Raw genomic sequence first — 21,355 nt, 5'->3', positions numbered from 1 at the left:
ACGACCACAAATGAAAATGGGGGAAACGGAAGGGGGCCTCATCCGCCGGACGCTACGCGGTATACTGCCGCCCGGTTCACCTCATTTTCCCCTTTCAGAACACAACCCATGAGTTACTACCTCGGCATCGATATCGGAACCAGCGGCACGAAGACGCTTCTCATTGATCAATCCGGTAAAGTCTTGGCCGAGGCCGATGCCGGTTACCCGATGGAACAACCGCGTCCCGGATGGACTCAGCAAGATCCCGAGGATTGGTGGAATGCGACGGTGAAAACCGTTCGAGCGGTCATGCGTCAATCCAAAGTGGACAAGAACGATGTCAAGGCGATCGGGTTGTCCGGACAAATGCACGGATCGGTTTTTCTGGACGCTCAAGACAACGTGATTCGGCCGGCGCTCTTATGGAACGATCAGCGAACGGCCGTCCAATGCGAGTCGATCACGTCCGCCGCCGGATCGCGTGAAGAACTCATTAAGTTGGTTGCGAACCCGGCGCTGACGGGATTCCAAGCTCCCAAGATTCTCTGGTTGCGGGACAACGAAAAAAGAAACTTCGACAAGCTTGCTAAGGTATTGCTTCCCAAAGACGACATCCGTCGCCGCCTGACGGGTGAATATGTCAGTGAAGTCAGCGACGCCAGTGGCACGTTGTTGTTGGATGTTCAAGCTCGCAATTGGTCGACCGAACTGTTGGGGCGATTGCAACTCGATCGCAGCCTGCTGCCCGACGTGGTGGAGTCCGAAGACGTGACGGGTAAACTCACCGCCGCAGCGGCGAAACAACTCGGCTTAACAACTCAATGCCAAGTCGTCGGAGGCGCAGGTGACTGTGCGGCTGGCGCGATCGGCAACGGCATCGTCCGATCGGGACTTCTCAGTACGTCGATCGGAACGAGCGGCGTGATGTTCGTTCACAGTGACGAACCGAGCATCGACGCGGCCGGACGGTTGCACACGTTCTGTCATGCCGTACGTGGAAAATGGCACATGATGGGCGTGAACCTGACCAGTGGCGGATCGTTGCAATGGTGGGTCGAAAACGTGATTCAAGGTCTCGCGGGCGTTCCCGCCGCCAAATCGTTCGAGGCCGCGACAGCCGAAGCCGCCGGCGTTCCCGCAGGCAGCGGTTCGCTCGTGTTCCTGCCTTATCTCAACGGTGAACGCACCCCGCACGCCGACCCGCATGCGCGGGGCGCATTCGTCGGCATGAACCTGACCCACGACCGCGCGGCGATGACTCGCAGCGTGATGGAGGGAATCACGTTCGCGCTACGAGATAGCTTGGCGATCATCGAATCGATGGGGGTACCGGTTCGTCAAATCCGCGCCAGCGGCGGCGGCAGCAAGAACAAATTGTGGCGACAAATGCAAGCGGATGTGTTTGGTAAAAAAATCACGACATTGAAAGTCGAACAGGGACCGGCGTACGGAGTGGCGTTGTTGGCGGCCGTCGGCGATGGCGCTTACAAGTCGATCGAACAAGCTTGCAAAGCAACGATCGAGGTTGCCGAAGAAACCAAACCGGACGCAAAGGCCAAGGCAACCTACAACGAATTGTTTCCGATCTACCGCGATCTTTATGGAAACCTCAAGGATTCGATGCACCGCCTGGCTGAGTTGTCTTCTTGATCGTCAGGCGATCGATCAGTTGAATCAGGTAATCGCGATCGAGTGGTTTGGTCGTGTAGTCGGTGCATCCGGCGGCGAGGCATTGATCGCGATCGCTTTTCATGGCGTTGGCAGTCAGGGCAATGATTGGTAACTCGCAACCGCGCCGGCGCAGTTCTCGCGTCGCTTCATAGCCGTCCATGACCGGCATCTGCATGTCCATCACGATCAGATCGAGTCCGGTAGTGGAAGGCGACATAACGGCTTCCACCGCTTCGCGACCGTTCGTCGCCGTCGTCACCGTGCCTCCGGCTTTCTCAATGAAATGTTGGGCCAAATACCGAATGTCTCGTCGATCATCAACGATCAAATAGTGACCGGTGAGCTGAACTTGCGATGCATCGGATTCGCCTCGCCGGTCGAGACTCAGATTCGGTTGAATCAACGGCCCCAGAGCGGGAGCATCAATCGATAGGGTGAACTGACTCCCATCGCCGAGCTTACTACGGGCAGTGACTTGACCTCCGAGAGCTTCGGCAAGGCGTCGACAGATGGCCAGGCCAAGCCCGGTGCCGCCGAACGACCGGGTTGCCGAATTATCGGCTTGTTTGAAGGGTTCAAAAATTCGGTTCAAATCGTCACGGCGGATCCCGATGCCGGTGTCGATCACGTCAAACGTTAATCGCTGGCGGTCTTCGTCGTAGCTGATCACTAACCGGACGTTGCCATCGTCGGTGAACTTGATCGCGTTGCCCAAAAGATTAACAAGCACCTGGCGCAACCGAACCGGATCACTCTCGATCTTTTCGGGAATCCGGTTCTTGAACTCGATCGTCAGCGGCAAGCCTTTTTCGGATGCGCGGACGTCCATCAATGAACGTACTTCAGCAACGAGGCGATCCGGTTGCATCGGCGCACGCTCGATTTCTAACTTTCCTGCGTCGATTTTGGAGAGATCCAAAATGTCATTAATGATTTCGAGCAGGAATCTCCCGTTTCGACGAATCGTTTCGACGACTTGAATGTTGTCGGGATCTTTCAAATGATCTCGCAGGATATCAGCATGGCCCAAAATTGCCGACATTGGTGTTCGAATTTCATGGGACATATTGGCCAGGAACTCGCCGCGGGATCGATTGGCCGCTTCGGCGGCTCGCTTGGCCCGCTGCAACGATTGCTCGAACAGCTTGCGATCGGTGATGTCTTGAAGTGTCCCTACGATCCGCGAATGATTTTGGCGCGGCTCCGACTCGTCGTGATAAACTCTCGCGCTGTCGGCGACCCAACGAGTTTGACCATCGGGCCGGACGATTCGAAACTCACTTTGATATCGATCCGGCCCCGCCGGAACACGAAGGCTGGAAACGAGTTCTCGAAACCGGGAAAGATCGAGTGGGTGGACGAGGGTCTCCATTTGATCGGGCGACACCGGCCGATCACGATTGACTCCGGTGATTCGAAACATCTCGTCGGACCACACTGCGTCGCCGGTCAAGACATCCAATTCGTAAGTGCCGAACCCGGTGGCCTCGGCCGCCATTTGCAACCGGCTTTCGCTTCGTTCAAGCTTCGCCGCGTGACGCGAAAGTGATTCCTGGGCGCTATGCCGTTCGTGAACGTCGATGACACTGCCGACGTAACCTTCGAACGTCGCCTGGACGTCGGTCGGGTCATTCGCCGACTCCCCTGTCGGTTTTTGGCATGATTCGGTCGATCCACTTGGCGATGCAAAAATCGGACGGCCCGAATCCAACGCCCAGCGGTAACTTCCATCGGGTGTCCGCAACCGGTAGTCGTACTCGAAGGGCTCGCGCTGTGTCATGGCGGTCAAGATGACCCGCTTGGCGTCCTCCCGATCATCTGGATGAATCATGTCGAGCCAGCCGAGCCCCAAACCTGAATCGGGTTCTTGGCCAGTATTTTCATACCAACCACGTGACAGAAACGTGCACTGATGATTCACATCGGTGACCCAAACGACGGCGGGCGAAGCGTCGGTCATCCGGCGGAAACGGGTTTCACTTTCTCGAAGCGATTGTTCCCAATTCTGACGCTCGGTTGCGTCGTAGTAGTAGCACACTACACCGTATTGTTCATCGGGCAGCTTGATGCGTTTAATCTTCCATTCGTACGATTCGACAAGATCAATATCAGCCCGTTGATGAGTCAGTTGCGGTGCGTGATATGTCGCGCCGGTCAACAAGGTGTGGCGAAATCGATCGATGACTTCTTGAGCAACATTCTTAGGCCAGATCAAAGCGATCGCATCAGCGAAATCATGCCCGATGAGCGATCGAATATTTGCGAAAGCCTTTCGTGCTCCGGCACTGGCATAACAGACTCGAAAATTGGAATCGATGACGTAAACGCCGAAGGGATTTTCCTCGACCAGTTGGCCGAGCGTATCACGGGACTGGCGCATCTGTTCTTCGACGCGTTTGCGGTGCGTGATGTCGACGGCGGCCAATAAACCGGATACGGGACGAAGTTGCCCGCCGACTTCTTCAAAAAAAACTTGCTTGCGAACGTTCAGCCAGCGGACAGAACCATCGCGACGGAGGACGCGATGATCCATCGAAAAGTGGCCCTTCCCCTGAGGGTCGAGATTATCCCGAATCTTCTGCTCGATGATTGCACGATCAGCAGGGTGAAATCGCTCATGCACTTCTTTCCGAGCCAGCGGCACGTCGGCCTGTAAATCGAAGATCGTTGCCGCGCGTTCGTCGGCGATAGCGGTGTCTTTCTCGTAGTCAATCTCGATCAATCCCATATCCGCCATGGAAACGGCCAAACGCAATCGCTGCTGGTAAGTCGTGATTTGTTTCATAGAGTCCCATCTTGGTGGACATTCGGGGCCGCTCTAGCGGCGGCTCAGTCCCGTCTTCCTTGCTGGTCGGTTGCCTCAAAGGCGTATGTCCATCCAGTAGTGCAAATGTCTTGCCAAACGAGTTGAAGGCGACCGCGTTTTGTCCACTAGTGGTCTGTCACAGCTAAACATTAGGGTTCGCTGTAGTGGATCTTGTTAAAGATCCGACCGCTACAGGATCTTTAACAAGATCCACTACTCTAACTTTTAGCTGTGACAGACCACTAGCTTAAGAATGGCGGACACGCCGACGATCAATCTGTCTGAAAATCGACCAGCTGTTTCCCGCGCATTCGGGCGACTGGTCGGACTTCGATCGATTGAACGATCCAGGCCGGGAGTTTCGGGGTAAACAGATGAACGCGTTATGGTCGAGTAACGATGACTTGCTCGTCTTCCCAATTCACGTCGAGGCCGACTTGTCCTGCGACCTCTTGGGCCAGTTGATGGAGCGTTTTCTTGACCGCATCCAAAGTTACTAATCGCTCCGTGGCAAGTTCGGTCCCCGGCTCGAATCGAATGGTTTTGCCCGCCGAGGCGGCGACCTGTTTGAGAACTTCGCCTACCGGCTTGTTGACGAGTTTGAGATCGAACACCGGTTCGGAATCCGAAGGCTTCCTTCGCGACAGATTCTCTGGCACGATTGACCACAACGTCTTCAATAGAATCAAGTGACTCTTGGCCGTCGTGCGGATGTTCAGTGCGTTGTTGGAACTGCGGACGCTTGCCTTAAGCTGATTCCGCTGGATCGCTTGCCGAACGGCCAAAGCAGCTTCGCCGGCGGGGTAAGATTGATTGAATTCAAAGTTTGCGAACGGATCCTTTTGCTCATCTTCGGCCCATCGGGTAACCGTCGATGGCAAGCCGACGGGGGTTTGAGATGCATCGGAACGGACAGCGGCACCGGTGACCTCCACGCCACTCGATCCGGCGTCGAGTGATCGAGTGAGCAATGGTAAGAGCGAATTGGTGCGCCGCAACCGAAGGTCGAATTGTGCCAATATCAACGCACTGGCGAGCGTCGGGTCGACTCGGATCAAACGGCCACCACCCCAAACGTCGTGCGGCAACCAATCCGGAGTCTTTTTGGAATCAACGTTGGATTGATTCAAAACTGCCATGGCGAGCACTTCGGCGGCTGTCGTTCCGCTAGGCCAAGCGATCGAGATTAGCTCCCGTTGATCTGCTTGCTTGGCGTCGGCTCGATTTTTCGCGATCGGGGGTGTCGGCAAGCATGCCAGCGTCGACTCCACCCATTCGCTGCGTCCGACCAGCAGTACGCCGGGAAGCGGATAGGCCGTCAAGCTGATCGGTTCAAGGACATCCACAATCACCTTGGCGGCGGGAGTCGCGTCGACAGTCACGTCGACGGTTTGAGATGGATCGACGCGACGGTCCAGCCATAAAGACCATGGACGATCGCGATCGACGGGCTCGGCTGATACATCGCCCGTTTTTCCCTGGATACCCATGTTGACGGTTTCGAGTAGCTGTCGCAACACGTCGCTGAAGGCCTGATTCTGGACGGTTAACGTGATCTTCGTATGTCGAAGCGACTCGCCCGAAAAAGGGCTCTCGGGCGGCGGCTGGGCCGTGGCGACCGAATCGGCGATCAATCCAATCGACACGAGGACATAAAATGGGGCCCAAAACCAACGAATTACGCGGTTTCGGCCTTTCATCGGGCGAAATCCGCGCGGCGGCGGCGGGGGATCTTCGCAGTAGTTCACGACGATTCGTTCCAACTCTTTTTGATTTGCCATCTTGCCCATCAGATTCATCAGTCTAACATCGAAAAGTCAAACGAAGGGGATCGAAAAAAGCCGTTCTCCTGAATGCCCGACAACGATCGGGAAGACGACAGCGAAAAAAACGATTGAACCGAAAATTCCAATCCCTATGGATGTTGACGTGACGACCCCGCTTGTTCACACGACCCGGTTGGCTGCGGCCTATCGACGCTACCTTCAAACCGCCAACTCGTGTCGTTTTGCCCATGAGGTGGATGAATACTACACGCCTTCGACGCTGATGGTACTGCTTCAGCGGGGCGAGATCGAGCAACGCCGTGCCGCGGCTTTGGCATTGGGAATGCTCGGTGATCACCGTTGCCTTGACTCTCTCGGCCGTGCGATTTCCAACGATGATCGAGGAGTTCGATTGGTTGCCGACGATTCTTTCCGGGCCGTTTTGATTCGTGACGCCGCACCTCTGCATCATCAACAACTGTTGCGTGTCATGCATCTCAACGACGGTGCCGAATACGCGGCCGCTTTGTCGTTGTCGTTGATCTTGATCGAACACGCGCCGACGTATTCAGAGGCCCATCATCAATTGGCGATCTGTTGGCACGGATTGGAAGACTACGAGCGAGCCGAGAGGTCCTACCAAGCTTGTCTTTGGCACTGTCGTTTTCACTACTTGGCATGGCAAAGCCTCGCCAAGATTCGATTCCTTCGGGGAGACATGGAAAAGTCGTTGCAAGCACTGGATCATTGCTTGGATATCAATCCTGATCTTGAAACCGCAAGGATGCAGCGTCGCTTGATTCGTCGACGGATGCGGCAAAGTGACAGTGGGAACGGGTTGACGTGATTTCGGATGAACTGTTAGTGGGCTGCTTGGCCATTGGTGTTTCAGTGATCGCGTTGGCGATCGCTTGCGGACCCTGGAACCGGCCCTATCAAATTCGCTCCATGGCGGCGCTCTCTTCACGATTCGGCAAGCCGACCGCTCGAGGCATTTGGTTCTTGATCGCGATCGTGGCGGGTGGTTGTGGTTGGTCGATCCTCAATGAAATACGCCCGGCTTACGCGACGCCGACGCTTCGCGAAGAATCCGCCCGGTGACTCATTGCCAACCCTAGCTTGCTCTTTCGTCGGGACGTATTTTGTCGTCCAGACTTGGCAAGCGGGCGTGTTGATTTAATCGTAACCCGAAGCGTCAGCGAGGGATTGAACGCCATTCAATTTTCTTTATAGATCCCTCACTCACGGGCGTGTTGATTTAATCGTAACCCGAAGCGTCAGCGAGGGATTCATCACCATTAAGTCCTTTGTAAGTATCTCTCGCTCACGCTTCGGGTTTCGATGAAAACTAAATCAACAGCCCGTCACGCTTCGGGTTTCGATGAGGACTAGATCAACAGCCCGCTGATCGAGGGATTCAACGCCATTGAATCCTCTGTATGTATCCCTCGCTCACGCTTCGGGTTACGATGCGAACTAAATCAACACGCCGCTAACGCGGTACGGCTAATTCAATCAACAGCCCGCAAGAGTTGCCCGATACAATTGGAATTCCTCCGAATCCCGCTACGTTAAATTAGATGCTGCATCGCACATTAAACATTTTGTTGTCTCTTTCTCAGCCCAACCGATGACCTCAGCAAATCCGTCCACTTCCATGACGTCTTCTTCAGCCGGACCGCGCAGTCGCGCCGCGTTCGAACGGGCGGTCGGTTTGATGCCCGGCGGAGTCAACTCGCCTGCCCGGGCGTTCGGTGCCGTGGGCGGTACCCCGCTGTTCATTGAGCGAGCCGAGGGCCCGTATTTGTTTGATCTCGATGGTAGGCGATACATCGACTACATCGGTTCTTGGGGACCGATGATATTGGGTCACGCCCAACAACCCGTCATTGAGGCAATCACGCGAGCGGCATCGCGTGGGACCAGTTACGGAGCACCCACCGAAGCGGAATCGAGACTCGCCGAACAGATCATCGAGGCGGTCCCGAGTATCGAGAAGGTTCGATTGGTCAACAGCGGTACGGAAGCGACGATGAGCGCGATTCGGGTCGCCCGCGGCGCAACGGGGCGTCATAAAATCGTGAAGTTTTCGGGCAACTATCACGGTCATGTGGATTCGCTGCTCGTGGCCGCCGGAAGCGCTGCGGCAACGCTCGGCGTCCCCGATTCACCAGGCGTTACACCGGGGGCGGGCATGGACACGATCGTGCTTTCCTACAACGATGTGTCCGGGCTTGAGGCGGCGTTCACGCAAATGGGTGATCAAATTGCCGCGTTGATTTTGGAACCCGTCGTCGGGAACATGGGATGCGTCGTTCCCACGATGGAGTTTCTACACGCGGCTCGCAACCTAACCTCGCGACATGGTTCGATCTTAATTTTTGACGAGGTCATGACCGGGTTTCGTGTCGCCTTCGGCGGTGCTCAGGAACGATTCGGCATCACGCCGGACATGACCACCCTCGGGAAGATTGTTGGCGGCGGAATGCCACTGGGGGCGTACGGCGGAAAAGCCGAGATCATGAATCAAGTCCTGCCGGCAGGAAAAGTGTTTCAGGCGGGAACCCTCAGCGGGAATCCGGTCGCGGTCGCGGCGGGCACGGCGACGCTGGAGATTCTCAAGAATGATCCGCCGTATGAACAGCTCGAACGGATGGGACGCCGGCTCGCCGACGGGCTCGATCGCGTTGCCACCGAAGCGGGAATTCCTCACACCGTTGCCGATGTGGGCAGTATGATGACGTTGTTTTTCCACCCAGATCCGGTGACGTGTTGGTCCGATGCCGATCGTTGTGACCGTGAAGCGTTCGGGCGATATTTTTGGGGAATGATCGGCGAAGGCATTTACATGCCGTGCAGTCAGTTCGAAGCGTTGTTCTTTAGCCGCTTGCATGATGAAGCAATCATTGATGAAACCATCGACGCGGCCGCCCGTGTACTCGCCTCTTTGTAAGTTTCTTTGGAACAACCAATGGTCTCGACCTATCGAGATCTTGCTCCTGATCGTCTCTTGTGGTTGGAACATCCAGTCAGCGACCGGTCAAACGACCACTACGAACCGGATCGAGCTGGACAACCGGGACACCACTGAAAGCCAAATCGAGACCCTGAAAAAGGATTTTACGGAGGCGATCGTGCACGGGGCACCGGAATCCTTGATCCTCCGCTTGATCGACCGACGACGACAAGTCGACAACGACTTATCCGGTCAGCTTGACCGAACCCATCGTCAGCTTGCCGAACGGCAACGCGATGGTGATCCAGTCGAGAACGCGGAGGCGATCGCATCGCTACGTCGCGAACGAAGTCTGATCTGGCTGCGTCGGATCGAGCTTTCCGCCATGCAGTCAGAATGTTTCTTGGCAGGATCGCCCGACGCCGTCGTAGCGGCCCATGAAACCGTTCGTTTGATCCAAGCCGCGTCCACTGAACTGCCATCGCGCCCTTCCGAAATCGATGGACGTCAGCGACCGGGCGATTTGGTTGCGGGCGAACTCAATCGGCTGTTGATCGACGCCCACCTGCAGGCCGGCGAAGGATGGGCGGCTCAACAGGTTTGGTCGTCACAAAAAGACGCTTCAGCACCATCCACTGCACCGGAGAAATTGGTGATGTCGGTTCGTATCGACCTGGCCAATCGCCGATATGAAGAAGCGGAACGGTCGCTGCGAGCGTTTTACGGTGCCGATCCGGTCAACGCGGCAAACTCGACCGCGATGGACCTCGCCATGCTTGAGTTTCTTTGGTCGTCACCATTGCGAGATGCGGCGAAATTAGGGAATTGGTTGGACACGATCGAAATACGTGGTGGTCCGTTTGCCCGCCGTCGCGCCGAAACATGGGTCGCTCGCCAACGGCAACTCAGCGAGAAGCCGTCACAAGTCACGTCCGATCCAAGATTGATGCGAGCCGACGGGCGTTACTACTACCGCACCGAGAAACTTTTGCAAGCCGCGATCGCGTTCGCGAAGGCGTCGGTGCAAGACGACCGAGCGGATCGGGCGATCGACTCGGCGGTCAGTTCCGCCGCAATCTTACAGAAGTTAACCAAGCCAGATGCGGGCAAGGAGCTGTTATTGCAAGTCGCGGGGCGGTTTTCCGATCGGCCTCAATCGGCGGATCTCGTCTTGCAAGCAGCGTCGTTGGCAAGTCAATCGGTCACCGCGAACGACGACGAGGTCGAGACGATTTTGAGACAATGTCTTTTGTCGTGGCCTCAATCGGATGCTTCCCGATCAGCCCGTGATTGGTTGATCGAGATTCTCTCGCGAAAGGGTGACCTTTTGGAGGCGGCCCGGTTCGCCACGACGGTTCCCATCGATCACGCAAACGAAACCACCCCGATACGCAGCCGCGAACTCTGGTCTCGTGCGGTGCTTGCGGCGGACGACTACCGGGAAGCCTTGTCGGTCATGCGGGGGACGTTGGGAGGACTGGACGAATCGAATGAGCAATTCGATACGGAGCAGTTGCGACTTTGTTTGCTTGCCCTCCTAGGCGACACCATCCCCGAGAGCAACAAGATCATCGACCCGATCTTTCGACGTCTTGCCGAGTTCCGAACAACGCCGGAAGTGACCACGTTCGGTGATCTTTGGGATCGAATCGAACAAAATTCCAATTTGAAGGCAGCGGTGCGATGGCGATTGCAAAGGGACATCGAACAACGTCCTGAGACGGCTTCCGTTATTGCTTCCGTTTTATTGCAACATGACGGCGGTACCGAGCGAGATCGATTGCGGTGGATGGTCCAAAACGGTCAGACCGACCGAGCATTGGATTTCATGCGAACGCAGATGAGGGCATCGACCGACCCAGGACAATGGCTACGGTTCATGGCATCGACGCTATCAACGACGCCTCGATCGCATCCCCAGTGGCTGGCTCATTTGAAGTTGGCCTCGCGACTGTGGACGGAACTCGCTGAGGGTTTACCAAGCGATGCACCAGGCGGTATTGAGGCGCAGGTGGAAGCGATCCGTTGTCAGTTCCAAAGCGGCGATCGAGCAGCAGCGATCGCAAAAGCCGAGTTGATGTTGTTGACTAACCCGCCGGAAGATCCCGAATTGAGAACGTGGTTGAATGGTTTGAGTGAGTGATACGCGTCAAACAATTACTAAAGACGGCTACACCACATTCATACAAACCCGACGCGTAACGGCGTGTTGAATTCGTCCACATCGTAACCCGAAGCGTTAGCGAGGGATGAGTCAATATCAATGATCCCTCGCTTACGCAGCGGGTTACGAAAAAAGCGCAACTTCAAAAAGCGTGAGCGAGGGATACCTGCAGAGGATTTAATGACGCTCAATCCCTCGCTGACGCTTCGGGTTACGATGAAACCAACCGCGCGTGACGCGTCGGATTAAGATTCATTCAACGAGCCGTCGAGCCTCGGGCTTGTATCCAATGCGCTCAAAAGACATCGAACGCAGCGATCGCTGATCCAGAAGTCGATGGGAATCTACCGTTTCATCGCCTGCAAATCGTTTAAGAATAGCTCTTGCTTTGCCCGGTAATCGGGCTTGGGGTCTTCAATCGAGTTCAACAGTTCGATGAGTTCGTCGATCAAGTCAGCGTCTGGTTTTCGCCCGGCGGCGATACTCGCGTACAATGCCGTGCTCTTGAGACGCGTCAATACCAATGTCGCTAAATGTCGACGATCATCACCGACGTCCAATTGTTCTTGGCCGACTTGGTACGCGTACTGAATCTGGGCAAGTGCCGAACTCTTTGCATTCAACTCGCTGAGCACCATCGAACACATACAATGCCAGTGGCATCGCAAACGCGACGAAGTGGTATTGATCGTCATCGTGATATCGCCGACCGGTGGATTTAACGGTGCTGTCGCGTTGGCTTGCATCCAACGGCGAGCATCAAGACTTTTTTGATCTCGTCGAGGCCCGGGCGGACTGTCGATGAGGTCCAATAGGTATCCGTTGAGTCGTGCGGTTGCATGGGGGTGGGACGGATAGCCTCGCCGGTCGCGTTCGGCGATCGATTGGGCGAGATATTGATCGGCATCATCGAGGAAATCTTGTTTTCGCTGCACCGACAACGAATCGATCAGCCGAACCATCGCCAGATTGACCTCGGCGGCGGTCATCAATCGATCATCGTTGTCCAAATGCCAGCGTGAGGGCAAGCTCAACGATTGTTCCGAGTCGGCGGCGGCTTGGTCGAGCAGTGATACAATCGTTTCGTCGTTACTGATGGCAGCAATCCGCGTCAGTAGGTTTGCTCGGCATCGCAGGGCGCTCGCGCGAAGGTCGGCGGGTGTCTTGGGATCATCGACGACACGACCGTAGAGTTCTTGGGCACGTTGATAGGAACTCCGAATCTGTTTTTCGTCGCGAGCCAGATACCCGTTCTGGTCGGCGATGCGGGAGTTCACAAATACGTCGTTGACGGAATCACTTGATTCTGAGCCGCCATAGGCTCGCAATCGCTCGATAATGCGGGTCGGCGGAACATCGTCATTTTGTTCGTATCGAGTCTGCAGGAATGATTCCGCCGCGATCAATCGCATCGCCTCTTGCCGCGAGTCCTCGTCCGACAATGCTAATGCGATCCCTGCAACCCGCTCGATGTCTTGAAGTCGTGCTAAGAAAACATCATGACCCTTGGCAGCGGGTAGCCCGACCAAGGCTCCGGCGAAGCGGACGCAAAAATCTTCAACCGTTGAATTGGCAAGCGCATCAGGGACGATGGGCAGTCCGTCGTCGGGAAACTCGATTTCGGATCGCAGTAAGTTGTAGTTAGCAACCGTCTGGTCCGATGGAGGCACCGAGTCTTGGTTGGTGAGTGGGTCCTGAAGCTGACAAGCAACGATCCGCTCAGTGATGAGGTTGCCGCGTTCTTCCTTCGGCGGTGATTGGGCCAGCCGAACGTCGACCAGACCTGCCAATGCAAATCCCGCCTGGGGCGTTGTTTCTTGTTCGTTCAACCGCAACGATCGCCAAAGTTTCAAACCTGATTCCGGGTCCTTCTTGGCGGCACTGAGCAGAAAACGCTGTCCGTCGACCTGACGCCGCATTTCGGCCACATCGACCGAAAAGTCTGCCAGCAAGTTCAGCACTCCTTGATAACTCGCGGTCGAGCGAGCGTACCGATGTTGTTTCGTGTTGGAGTCATTGACACCGGTACCTTGGATCAAGCGTGGAAGGACGCGTTCGACGACGCCGCGACGATGCGTCGGGTCGATCAAACTAATCAGTTCGTTCTCGTTCTGGATCGAATACCAAAGTTCTAAAGCGTTGGAACTACGGCCTGAGTCCCAAGCGAGGACTCCGGCAATGAACGTGGCAGGGATCCGCGTCGAGCGGTCCAGAAGATCCCAACCGGTCGCCGGTAACCCGGATTGCAATACGCTCGATTGCAGTGGGTCGGGGAGCGACGCCGACACGCCGTCGCGGAGCGGTGGCAGTTCGCGGACTTGTGCGAGTTGGTCAAGCCACGACTGCATTTCCGTCATCACCGATTTGGACAATGCCTGTCCGTTGGCCGTTCCACCCAGCTCGCCGAATCGCTCGATTAATTGAGTGGCTTGATCGTTCGCTTCGGCGATGAAATCGTCCAGCGTCGGAGGAGGTGGTGGCGGCGGTGGCGATGGTGTTAATGATGTCGCGGGTTCGACGACCGTCATTGGTTCCCCGCTTGGTTGTTTGTCGCTGGCAGTTGGCCCCTTACCGATGGTTGGTTCGATTGTGGTGTCCGAATCCATTGCGGCGGCTTCGGTTGGCTGAACCGCTTCAACGATCTCCGCGGGGAGGTCTGGCAGATCCTTGAAAGTCCCGTTGTCGACCAGATCGTTGCCGTTATTGCCGAAGTTCATGATTGCCCATGACGCTACGACCAGGGCGACAATCCCACTGCTTATTCCCGCGATCATCCATCGCTTTGGGTCATGCTTAGGTTCGTCCGGTTTGGCATCGATCGCGGCGGCGAGGGCTTCGGCAAAATCCGTGCAGGTGGGGTAGCGTCGTTCGGGATCCAAGTCCGACGCCCGCGCAATGACCGCTTCTTCGGCCGCCGGCAAAAGATTGAGCAGCAATTCGCCCTGGGCCTTGGCACGCAAGAACGTCGATCGTCGTGTCGTTTCGAAAGGCAGCTTGCCGGTTCGGAGTTCGTAGTAAGTAATGGCCAGAGAATATTGATCGATCGTTTTCGTGTAAGTTTGATCGAACAACATTTCCGGTGCGCCGTAGGCGGGCGTACCGATGGCCAACTGAGTCCGCCGGTTTTCGTGAACACGACGGGCCAACCCGAAGTCACACACTTGAGCGTTGCCACCGACGACCAAAATGTTCTGCGGTTTGATATCGCAGTGATAGATATTGTGTTTGAGATTCAATTCGTCAATCGCCGACGCGGCCCCGGCGATATAACGAATCAGTTCCTTAGCGTGGATACCTCCGGGCAGGTGCAGCGGATCGGGCTGAGTGGGTTGGTTGTCCGGCGCCCGCATCTCGACGAGGCGATCGAACAACGTACGATCACCCAATCCCATCGCGACGACCATTTGTCGAGCTTCGCCGAGCGGCGAAGAGGATTCCTCCGTCCCGTTATCGTCGGCAGGACCGCGAAACGACTGGTAACCCGAGATGTCCGAGGTTTCTTCGAGCTCGCCACCGGTGATGTCGTTTTCATCCGGCCCAACCGTACTGTGCGCGTCGAAGCGGTCTTCCTTGGATTCCGAACGGTTCGGCCCCAGTCGGACCGCCGGCGTTTCTCTCAAATCTCCCGATAGGGGGTGCTGAGTCGACAGGAAGTCGGTATCGATCAACGAGGACTCTTGGCCGAGAATCTCATCGGTCGCTGAGTTGCTCAGTAGTTCACCGTTGGCGTCGAAGAACCACACCCCGATCAATGGGCACAGATTGGTGTGTTTGACCTCACGAACAATCCGCAGCGCGCCGAGTTCGCGTTTGGACCCGACCATGCTCATATCGCGAATGACCTTGATCGCCACGTGTACGCCGCCGGAAGCTCGAGCGACCCAGACCTCGCCCGCCATTCCAGAACCGACGCGCCGGACCAGCGTATAGCCGGGCACGATTTCGAGTCCGCGTTGAATTTGGACGGCCATGGAGATGGATTGCACAAGAATTGCGATGTGTGGGACGCCCCACCCGATCAGTGTAACAGTATAACCGAGATCTCTCGAACACAAACCGACGCCGGGTGGTGAGAACGAAGCCGGCGCGGCACAATTCGGGAAATCTCGATTCAACCGCAGGAAATTGATACCCGATGGCGTTTTGGCGTTCCAAGAAATCTGACCCCGATCCGACCCCGCCCGCCGCGACCACCGGATCGGGCGATGCTGAGCCAACGATTCAACCGGTTCAACCGCGCGGTTCTGGTGGCGTGCTTGCAAAAATCACGGGTGGTTTGAATAAAACCCGCCGGGTGCTCGCGACCGATATTCGCGACCTCTTCAAGAGCGAAGGGCGGCTGGTCGACGAAGAGTTCCTCGGCGAGCTGTTCGCCAGGTTGATTCGCACCGATATGGGCATCAAACCAGCGAATTTGATCAAGGACGAAGTTGCCAAGAAATTTCGTGGGCGTGTCGTGCAACTGGAGGAGGTGATTGAAACGATCACCGACGAGATACGACAACAGTTGCGACAAGACCACGGCGGATTGGCCAAGTCCGATTCCCCTCCGACGGTGATCCTCGTCGTGGGGGTCAACGGAAGCGGCAAGACCACCTCGATCGGCAAACTCGCTCACTTGCTGCATTCCCAAGGACATTCGTTGGTGCTCGGTGCCGGCGATACGTTTCGCGCCGCCGCAGTGGAACAACTAACCATTTGGGCCGGACGGATCGGTTGCGAGATCGTCACCGGGGCCAGCGGCGCCGATCCCGCCAGTGTTGCCTACCAAACCGTCGATAAAGCAATCAGTTTGGGGACCGATTACGCGATCATCGATACCGCCGGACGTCTGCAAACGCAAAGCAATCTGATGCAAGAACTGCAAAAGATTCGCAAAGTGATCGACAAGCGATTGCCGGGCGGACCGCATGAAGTGTTGCTGGTACTCGACGCAACCGCCGGACAAAACGCAATCAGTCAAGCGAAAGGGTTCAGCGAAGCGGCCCGATGCACCGGCATCGTGCTCGCCAAACTCGACGGATCGGCCAAAGGCGGCGTCGTGTTGCCGATTCGAGATCAGTTTCAATTGCCGGTGAAATTCGTCGGTCTCGGTGAAGGCATGCAAGACATGGCTGCCTTCGATCCGGATTCGTTTGCCGAAGCGTTGTTGAAGGGGTAAACGCGATGTTGCATCTGCAATCCGAATCGACACAGCGGTGGTTGTTGCACGTCGATCAACACCTCAATGAACTGCTGATCGATCACGCTCATTGCGAACGCAAAGCCGCGACGACGGCGCTAAACCTAATGAACGCGTACACCGAAGATCTTGAACTGTGCCGTGAAATGAGCCGGGTCGTCGAAGAAGAACTCGAACATTTCTTCATGGTGATCGAGATATTGGAAAAACGTCAGATTCCCTTTCGGCGGTTAGCGGTCGGCCCCTACGGCCGGGAGTTGAATCGTCTGATCCGGTCGGCCGAGCCAGACCGGGCCGTGGATCGCTTGCTGGTCGCTTCGTTGATTGAAGCCCGAAGCTGCGAGCGATTTTCGTTGTTAAGTGAGCACGTTCGCGAAAGAGATTCCGAGCTTGCGGATTTTTACGCCGGGCTGTTCGAAAGCGAAGCACGGCACCACACGACCTACGTTCGCTTGGCCGAACATTTTGCCCCGCGTGCGTTGGTCCGAGAGCGACTCGACCAACTGTCCAAAATGGAAGCGGAGATCATCGCCACCGGCAGCGATTTACCTCGGATGCACTCGTAAACGAGTTTCACGGCGACGCGAGAAGCGAGAAGCGAGAAGCGAGAAGCGAGAAGCGAGAAGCGAGAAGCGAGAAGCGAGTGGCGAGAAGCGAGAGGTGGATTCCAACAGCCAACAGCCAACAGCCAACAGCCAATAGCCAACAGCTAATTGTTTCACGGATGGTGGATGCTGCGTTGCCAGACGCTGCACGAGAGCATCGGCTTACTTCGACTTGCCTTTCGCTTTTCAAACGGCATGATTGCGTTGCGGTTCGAACAGCTATGAATCGCCCGTATCCACGAGGGATCGGTTGCCCGTCGGATGAACCGGCATGTCGTTCGCATTGTCGTCTCTGTCATTGACATGGATCGTCCACGCGAACTTTCGGCAACGCAGCCCACTGTATCGGAACGGAGAACGAAAAATGAAGACCGCCCCCGCTCGCTTGTTTGGTTGGATCCCCGCGATCACCGTCGCTTTGGCAACCCTTCCCGCGTCCATTGGCGTGTCCGCCGGCGACGCCTCATGCATTTCTTTTGATTTGCCTCCGACTGCGGTTGCAATCCCCGTCTCGAACGTCGACGAAAACATCGTATTGCCCGGCGGAGTTGGCGAGACCGTCGAGGTGTCCCTACGACTCTCTTCGTTGGTCTGTGGTTCCAAGCTACCTGACATTGATCGTTGGATGATTCGCTGTGTCCCGCGATCGACTTCTTGGCGAGTGGTCGATTACGCACCACGCACGGAAACGGCTAGCGAATACGCCAGTCCGATTCAGATCAAGACTACCGACGAGCGATCGTCGTCATTCGGAATGTCCAGTGACGCCGCGCCGATCAAGGTGCACGGAGCATTCGTGGGCGCAAGCGGTCACATGGGGTTCGACAAAGCTCAAAAACATCTCGAATCCACTCAGTTCGATCGTCAGGCTCCGTTGCATGCCGTGACCGCCGCAGGCACGATCGAACGGGGACGCGGGGTCTATTACAAGTTGCGTTGGACATCGAGCCAAGTGCTCGAAGGAGAGAAAGAATTCAAAGTCACCTTTGGAGTCCCACAGGGCTTCCGCGCCGGACTGCTCGATGTTTCGGTCATCGCGATCGGAAAACCCGCCGAAGGTCACCCGGTGTCCGAAGCGTTTTCCCACATCCCGGTCTTGGGCGAAGACCAAGATGCCATGCGTGCGATCGGCCAAGCCCGGTTTGTCGTTGCCGTTCATGCCGAAGGTGACCCGGACGCATGGATGGCAGCCGAAACGTTGATCGAAACCGAGCAGATGTTGCGTGCCCAAGCCAAAAAGATACGATCGACCACGCCGACACACTCGCTGTCCAATCTGATCCGTCATGTCGCGTCGAAGTTGGATCCAAGCGGTGTCGACGTTCATGGCGATTGGGTCGATCGATTGATTTTCGAGAATGCGGACCCGCATACCGACGCGATCATTCGGCAACTACCGACGTCATTGCGGGTATTGGCGTTGGATTACTGCGACGCTCGCAAGTCATTGCAACAAATGCAAACAAGACGAATCGGCAACGACTTCGAATCGTTTCGATTGACCGATCTCGGATCGAACATTGCGACCGATTAAGCCACCCACCGCCATAGCGAATGTATGGGACCGCATGGTTCGAAGAGGCTTGTGCAACTGATGAACCGCGCTAACGGGCCGGAAAATCGAATGCAGCACGAGCAAGTAGGTCAAGTTCCGCAGGCAACAACTCTGATCCATGAGGCATTCTTACGTCTTGATGGCAGCGAACAACGGACTTGGCGAAATCGCCGACACTTTCTTGGCCTAGCCGCGTTGGCGAAGCAACGCATTCTTTTTGAGCAGGTTCCTCGTATCAACCTATCGTGTCCAACGTAACCATATACTGAACAGCGACTTGACGGTCGGTGTCAGCTTGGTTCGATTGAACTGGTCACCCAGTTTGCGGACGGCTTCCGTCTGAGTTGGATAGGGATGAATGACGGATGCGATCTTCCCTAAGCCGATGCGATGCTTCATGGCCATGACAACCTCGCCGATCATATCACCGGCATGCGCAGCCACGATCGTGGCACCGAGGATTTGGTCGGAGCCTCTCTTGCAATGCACTCGAACGAATCCATCGATTTCTCCGTCGAGTATGGCTCTGTCAACGCCCGAGAGTGGCTGAGTGAAGGTGTTTAACTCGATGCCTTTATCGGCTGCTTCCTGGGGATAGATACCAACATGCGCGACTTCAGGAGACGTGTACGTACACCAGGGAACAATCAGCGTGCTGGCTTTGGCTCGTCCCATGAACAGCGTATTCTGAATGACGATACGAGCGAGAAAGTCCGCCGAATGGGTGAACTTGTACTTAGAGCAGACATCGCCTGCCGCGTAGATATTCGTGTTGGTCGTTCGTAATCGATCGTCGACTTCAACACCGTGTTTTGGATGCGCCGCCACACCGACGGCCTCAAGTCCGAGTCCATCGAGATTCGGTGTTCGGCCGATGCCGACCAGAATCTGATCGCCACAAATTCGTTCTTCTTGTCCGGCCCGCGACACGACAACCACGCGATCAGAGCCATCCATCTCGACACGAATCACTTTCGCATCAAGTACGATCTCGACGCCATCCTTTTGCATCGCATCTTGAACGATCAAGGCAGCGTCTTCTTCTTCGCGGCTCATGATGTGCGATGCTTGTTCAACTAGTGTGACATGTGATCCGAAGCGAGCGAAGCACTGAGCCATCTCGCAGCCGATGGGACCGCCGCCGATGACGGTCAATCGTTTGGGCAATTCCGTCAGCGAAAACAAAGTCTCGTTAGTGAGGTATCCGGTATCCTTCAAGCCTGGGATTGGTAGCTCAGCGGCACGGGCTCCTGTGGCGATGACTGCCTTCTTGAAATGAAGCGTTCGGTCTCCCACGACAACCGTGTTGCTGCTCGTGAGAGTACCTTGGCCGAAGAAGACATCGATCCCAAGCTCACTGAACCGTTTCGCTGAGTCGTGAGGACTGATTGAGGCCCGCAGTCGTCGCATGCGCTGCATGACTTCGGCAAAGTCAACTTTCGGTGAAGTCGATTGTATTCCGTATTGCCCGGCCTCGCGTATCGCTGCTGCTTGCCGCGCGGCAGAGATCAGAGCTTTGGAAGGAACACAACCCACATTCAAGCAGTCGCCTCCCATCAATCCGCGTTCGATGAGTGCGACTTTAGCTCCCAGCCCTGCGGCTCCGGCTGCGGTTACCAAGCCTGCGGTGCCAGCGCCAATAACGACGAGGTGATAGCGGCCATCAGGCACAGGATTAGTCCAGTCGATCGGATGGACATTCGACTGCAAAGTTTGGTTGTGATGGTCAGCGGGTTCTAGTTGCTCGAGATAGCTCATGTTTTTCAGTCGTTTTGAAGGGTGAATGATCTCGCGGCAGCCATGACGCGTTTGATCACGAGTGGTAGCAGTCCGAGAATCGCAAACGCGAGAAACAATTGCCAACTGATGACCGTGCCAACTCCTTCTTGCGCAAGTTGCGTCAGGCTGGGAACCGTCGAGCCTGCGTAGACGTAGGCTGCAGTTCCGGGCAACATGCCAATCTGACTAACCCACCAAAACGTAATCGCACTAATCTTGGTCAGCCCCATGACTGCGTTGATGACAAAGAATGGGACGGCCGGAATCAATCGCAGTGTGAAGAGGTAGAATGCTCCTTCGCGATCAAAGACATCGTTAACGGATTCGAGCCGTTTCGCAAACTTTCGCTGGACCCAATCCTGAAGAATGTACCGTGTCATCAAGAACGCCATTGTCGCTCCGCCAGTCGAGCCGAAACTAACGACGAGCAGGCCTTGCCAGAATCCAAAATACCAGCCGCAGGCCAACGTAAGCACAACCGCTCCAGGCAGCGAAAACCCCGCAACCGCGACATAAACCGCAATGGCCACGAACGCCGCCAAAAACGGGTAGCTTTGGCGGTATTCACGCAGAGCAGATTCTTGCGTCGCAAGGTACTCCAACGACAGCCGATCCCCAATCAGCCAATATCCCCCTAACGCCGCAACTGCGAGCATAGCTAGCAAGCCGATCTTGAGTGCGTTCCCGTGTTTCTGAGGAGAATCCCCTTCCTGGGATAACTTGGCCGACTCGTCAGAGTGCGGAAAATCGGGGTCGATGACCATTGCGGCGGATGTCTTTACATGGAAAGGGGTAAGCGAAACGTTGTCGGCGCAAACCGCTCAAGCTTACAGGCCAGAATCAGATTTGATTCATCTGCACCATTCTAAGCTCTCAGCGGCTGGTTGTT

Annotated in this window: 14 protein-coding genes; 9 read left to right on the top strand and 5 right to left on the bottom strand. The window is 55.9% G+C overall.

Features of this window, described 5'->3' with window-relative positions; all coding sequences use genetic code 11:
* The first annotated feature begins 108 nt into the window (after positions 1-108).
* Positions 109-1,632, top strand: a complete 1,524-nt coding sequence (xylB, locus tag Pla100_RS02310; protein ID WP_146576040.1) for a xylulokinase — start codon at positions 109-111, stop codon at positions 1,630-1,632.
* Here the strand turns inward: xylB and Pla100_RS02305 are convergent.
* Both Pla100_RS02305 and Pla100_RS02300 read right to left on the bottom strand, forming a co-directional pair.
* Entirely contained in the window at positions 1,592-4,438 is a 2,847-nt protein-coding gene (locus tag Pla100_RS02305) for a PAS domain-containing hybrid sensor histidine kinase/response regulator (RefSeq protein WP_146576039.1), read from the bottom strand. The two genes, xylB and Pla100_RS02305, sit on opposite strands and share 41 nt — an antisense overlap.
* A gap of 404 nt (positions 4,439-4,842) precedes the next feature.
* Positions 4,843-6,258: a hypothetical protein gene (locus Pla100_RS02300; RefSeq protein ID WP_146576038.1), complete on the bottom strand. Its 1,416-nt coding sequence runs from the start codon at positions 6,256-6,258 to the stop codon at positions 4,843-4,845.
* A 130-nt stretch (positions 6,259-6,388) separates the two neighbouring features.
* Between Pla100_RS02300 and Pla100_RS02295 the strand changes: the two genes are divergently transcribed.
* The 4 genes from Pla100_RS02295 to Pla100_RS02280 all read left to right on the top strand — a co-directional run bounded on the left by Pla100_RS02295 (position 6,389) and on the right by Pla100_RS02280 (position 11,324).
* Positions 6,389-7,072 (top strand): HEAT repeat domain-containing protein, encoded by a 684-nt coding sequence (locus Pla100_RS02295; protein WP_231602585.1) that lies wholly within the window; start codon positions 6,389-6,391, stop codon positions 7,070-7,072.
* Positions 7,069-7,326, top strand: a complete 258-nt coding sequence (locus tag Pla100_RS02290; protein WP_146576036.1) for a hypothetical protein — start codon at positions 7,069-7,071, stop codon at positions 7,324-7,326. The genes Pla100_RS02295 and Pla100_RS02290 overlap by 4 nt, the downstream gene beginning before the upstream one ends.
* Before the next feature lie 556 nt (positions 7,327-7,882).
* Complete coding sequence (hemL, locus tag Pla100_RS02285; RefSeq protein WP_146576035.1) at positions 7,883-9,178, top strand: glutamate-1-semialdehyde 2,1-aminomutase; 1,296 nt, start codon at positions 7,883-7,885, stop codon at positions 9,176-9,178.
* Between the two features lie 40 nt (positions 9,179-9,218).
* Positions 9,219-11,324, top strand: coding sequence for a hypothetical protein (locus Pla100_RS02280; protein WP_146576034.1), 2,106 nt, complete (start codon positions 9,219-9,221; stop codon positions 11,322-11,324).
* 365 nt (positions 11,325-11,689) lie between these two features.
* Here Pla100_RS02280 and Pla100_RS02275 read toward each other — a convergent pair whose 3' ends face one another.
* The gene (locus Pla100_RS02275) at positions 11,690-15,316 is read right to left on the bottom strand and encodes a protein kinase domain-containing protein (RefSeq protein WP_146576033.1); all 3,627 of its coding nucleotides are present in this window, start codon (positions 15,314-15,316) and stop codon (positions 11,690-11,692) included.
* Between the two features lie 164 nt (positions 15,317-15,480).
* On the opposite strand from Pla100_RS02275, the gene ftsY reads away from it, so the two are divergent.
* The 4 genes from ftsY to Pla100_RS32360 all read left to right on the top strand — a co-directional run bounded on the left by ftsY (position 15,481) and on the right by Pla100_RS32360 (position 18,945).
* Positions 15,481-16,506, top strand: coding sequence for a signal recognition particle-docking protein FtsY (ftsY, locus tag Pla100_RS02270; protein ID WP_146576032.1), 1,026 nt, complete (start codon positions 15,481-15,483; stop codon positions 16,504-16,506).
* Positions 16,507-16,511: 5 nt separating this feature from the next.
* Positions 16,512-17,093, top strand: coding sequence for a tRNA-(ms[2]io[6]A)-hydroxylase (miaE, locus tag Pla100_RS02265; protein WP_146576031.1), 582 nt, complete (start codon positions 16,512-16,514; stop codon positions 17,091-17,093).
* A gap of 310 nt (positions 17,094-17,403) precedes the next feature.
* On the top strand, positions 17,404-18,666 hold the full coding sequence (locus Pla100_RS02260) for a hypothetical protein (RefSeq protein ID WP_231602583.1): 1,263 nt from the start codon (positions 17,404-17,406) through the stop codon (positions 18,664-18,666).
* A 24-nt stretch (positions 18,667-18,690) separates the two neighbouring features.
* Positions 18,691-18,945, top strand: coding sequence for an ECF-type sigma factor (locus tag Pla100_RS32360; RefSeq protein WP_146576030.1), 255 nt, complete (start codon positions 18,691-18,693; stop codon positions 18,943-18,945).
* On the opposite strand, the gene Pla100_RS02250 is transcribed toward Pla100_RS32360, so the two are convergent.
* Together Pla100_RS02250 and Pla100_RS02245 are read right to left on the bottom strand one after the other, a co-directional pair.
* Entirely contained in the window at positions 18,928-20,445 is a 1,518-nt protein-coding gene (locus Pla100_RS02250; RefSeq protein WP_146576029.1) for a mercuric reductase, read from the bottom strand. The two genes, Pla100_RS32360 and Pla100_RS02250, sit on opposite strands and share 18 nt — an antisense overlap.
* Positions 20,446-20,450: 5 nt before the next feature.
* Complete coding sequence (locus tag Pla100_RS02245) at positions 20,451-21,230, bottom strand: TVP38/TMEM64 family protein (protein ID WP_146576028.1); 780 nt, start codon at positions 21,228-21,230, stop codon at positions 20,451-20,453.
* Between the last annotated feature and the right edge of the window lie 125 nt (positions 21,231-21,355).

Origin of the sequence: Neorhodopirellula pilleata (assembly GCF_007859915.1) — a bacterium.
Taxonomy (GTDB): domain Bacteria; phylum Planctomycetota; class Planctomycetia; order Pirellulales; family Pirellulaceae; genus Rhodopirellula; species Rhodopirellula pilleata.
Note: the sequence above shows the minus strand (reverse complement) of the source record. Positions and strands in the feature narration are given on the sequence as shown.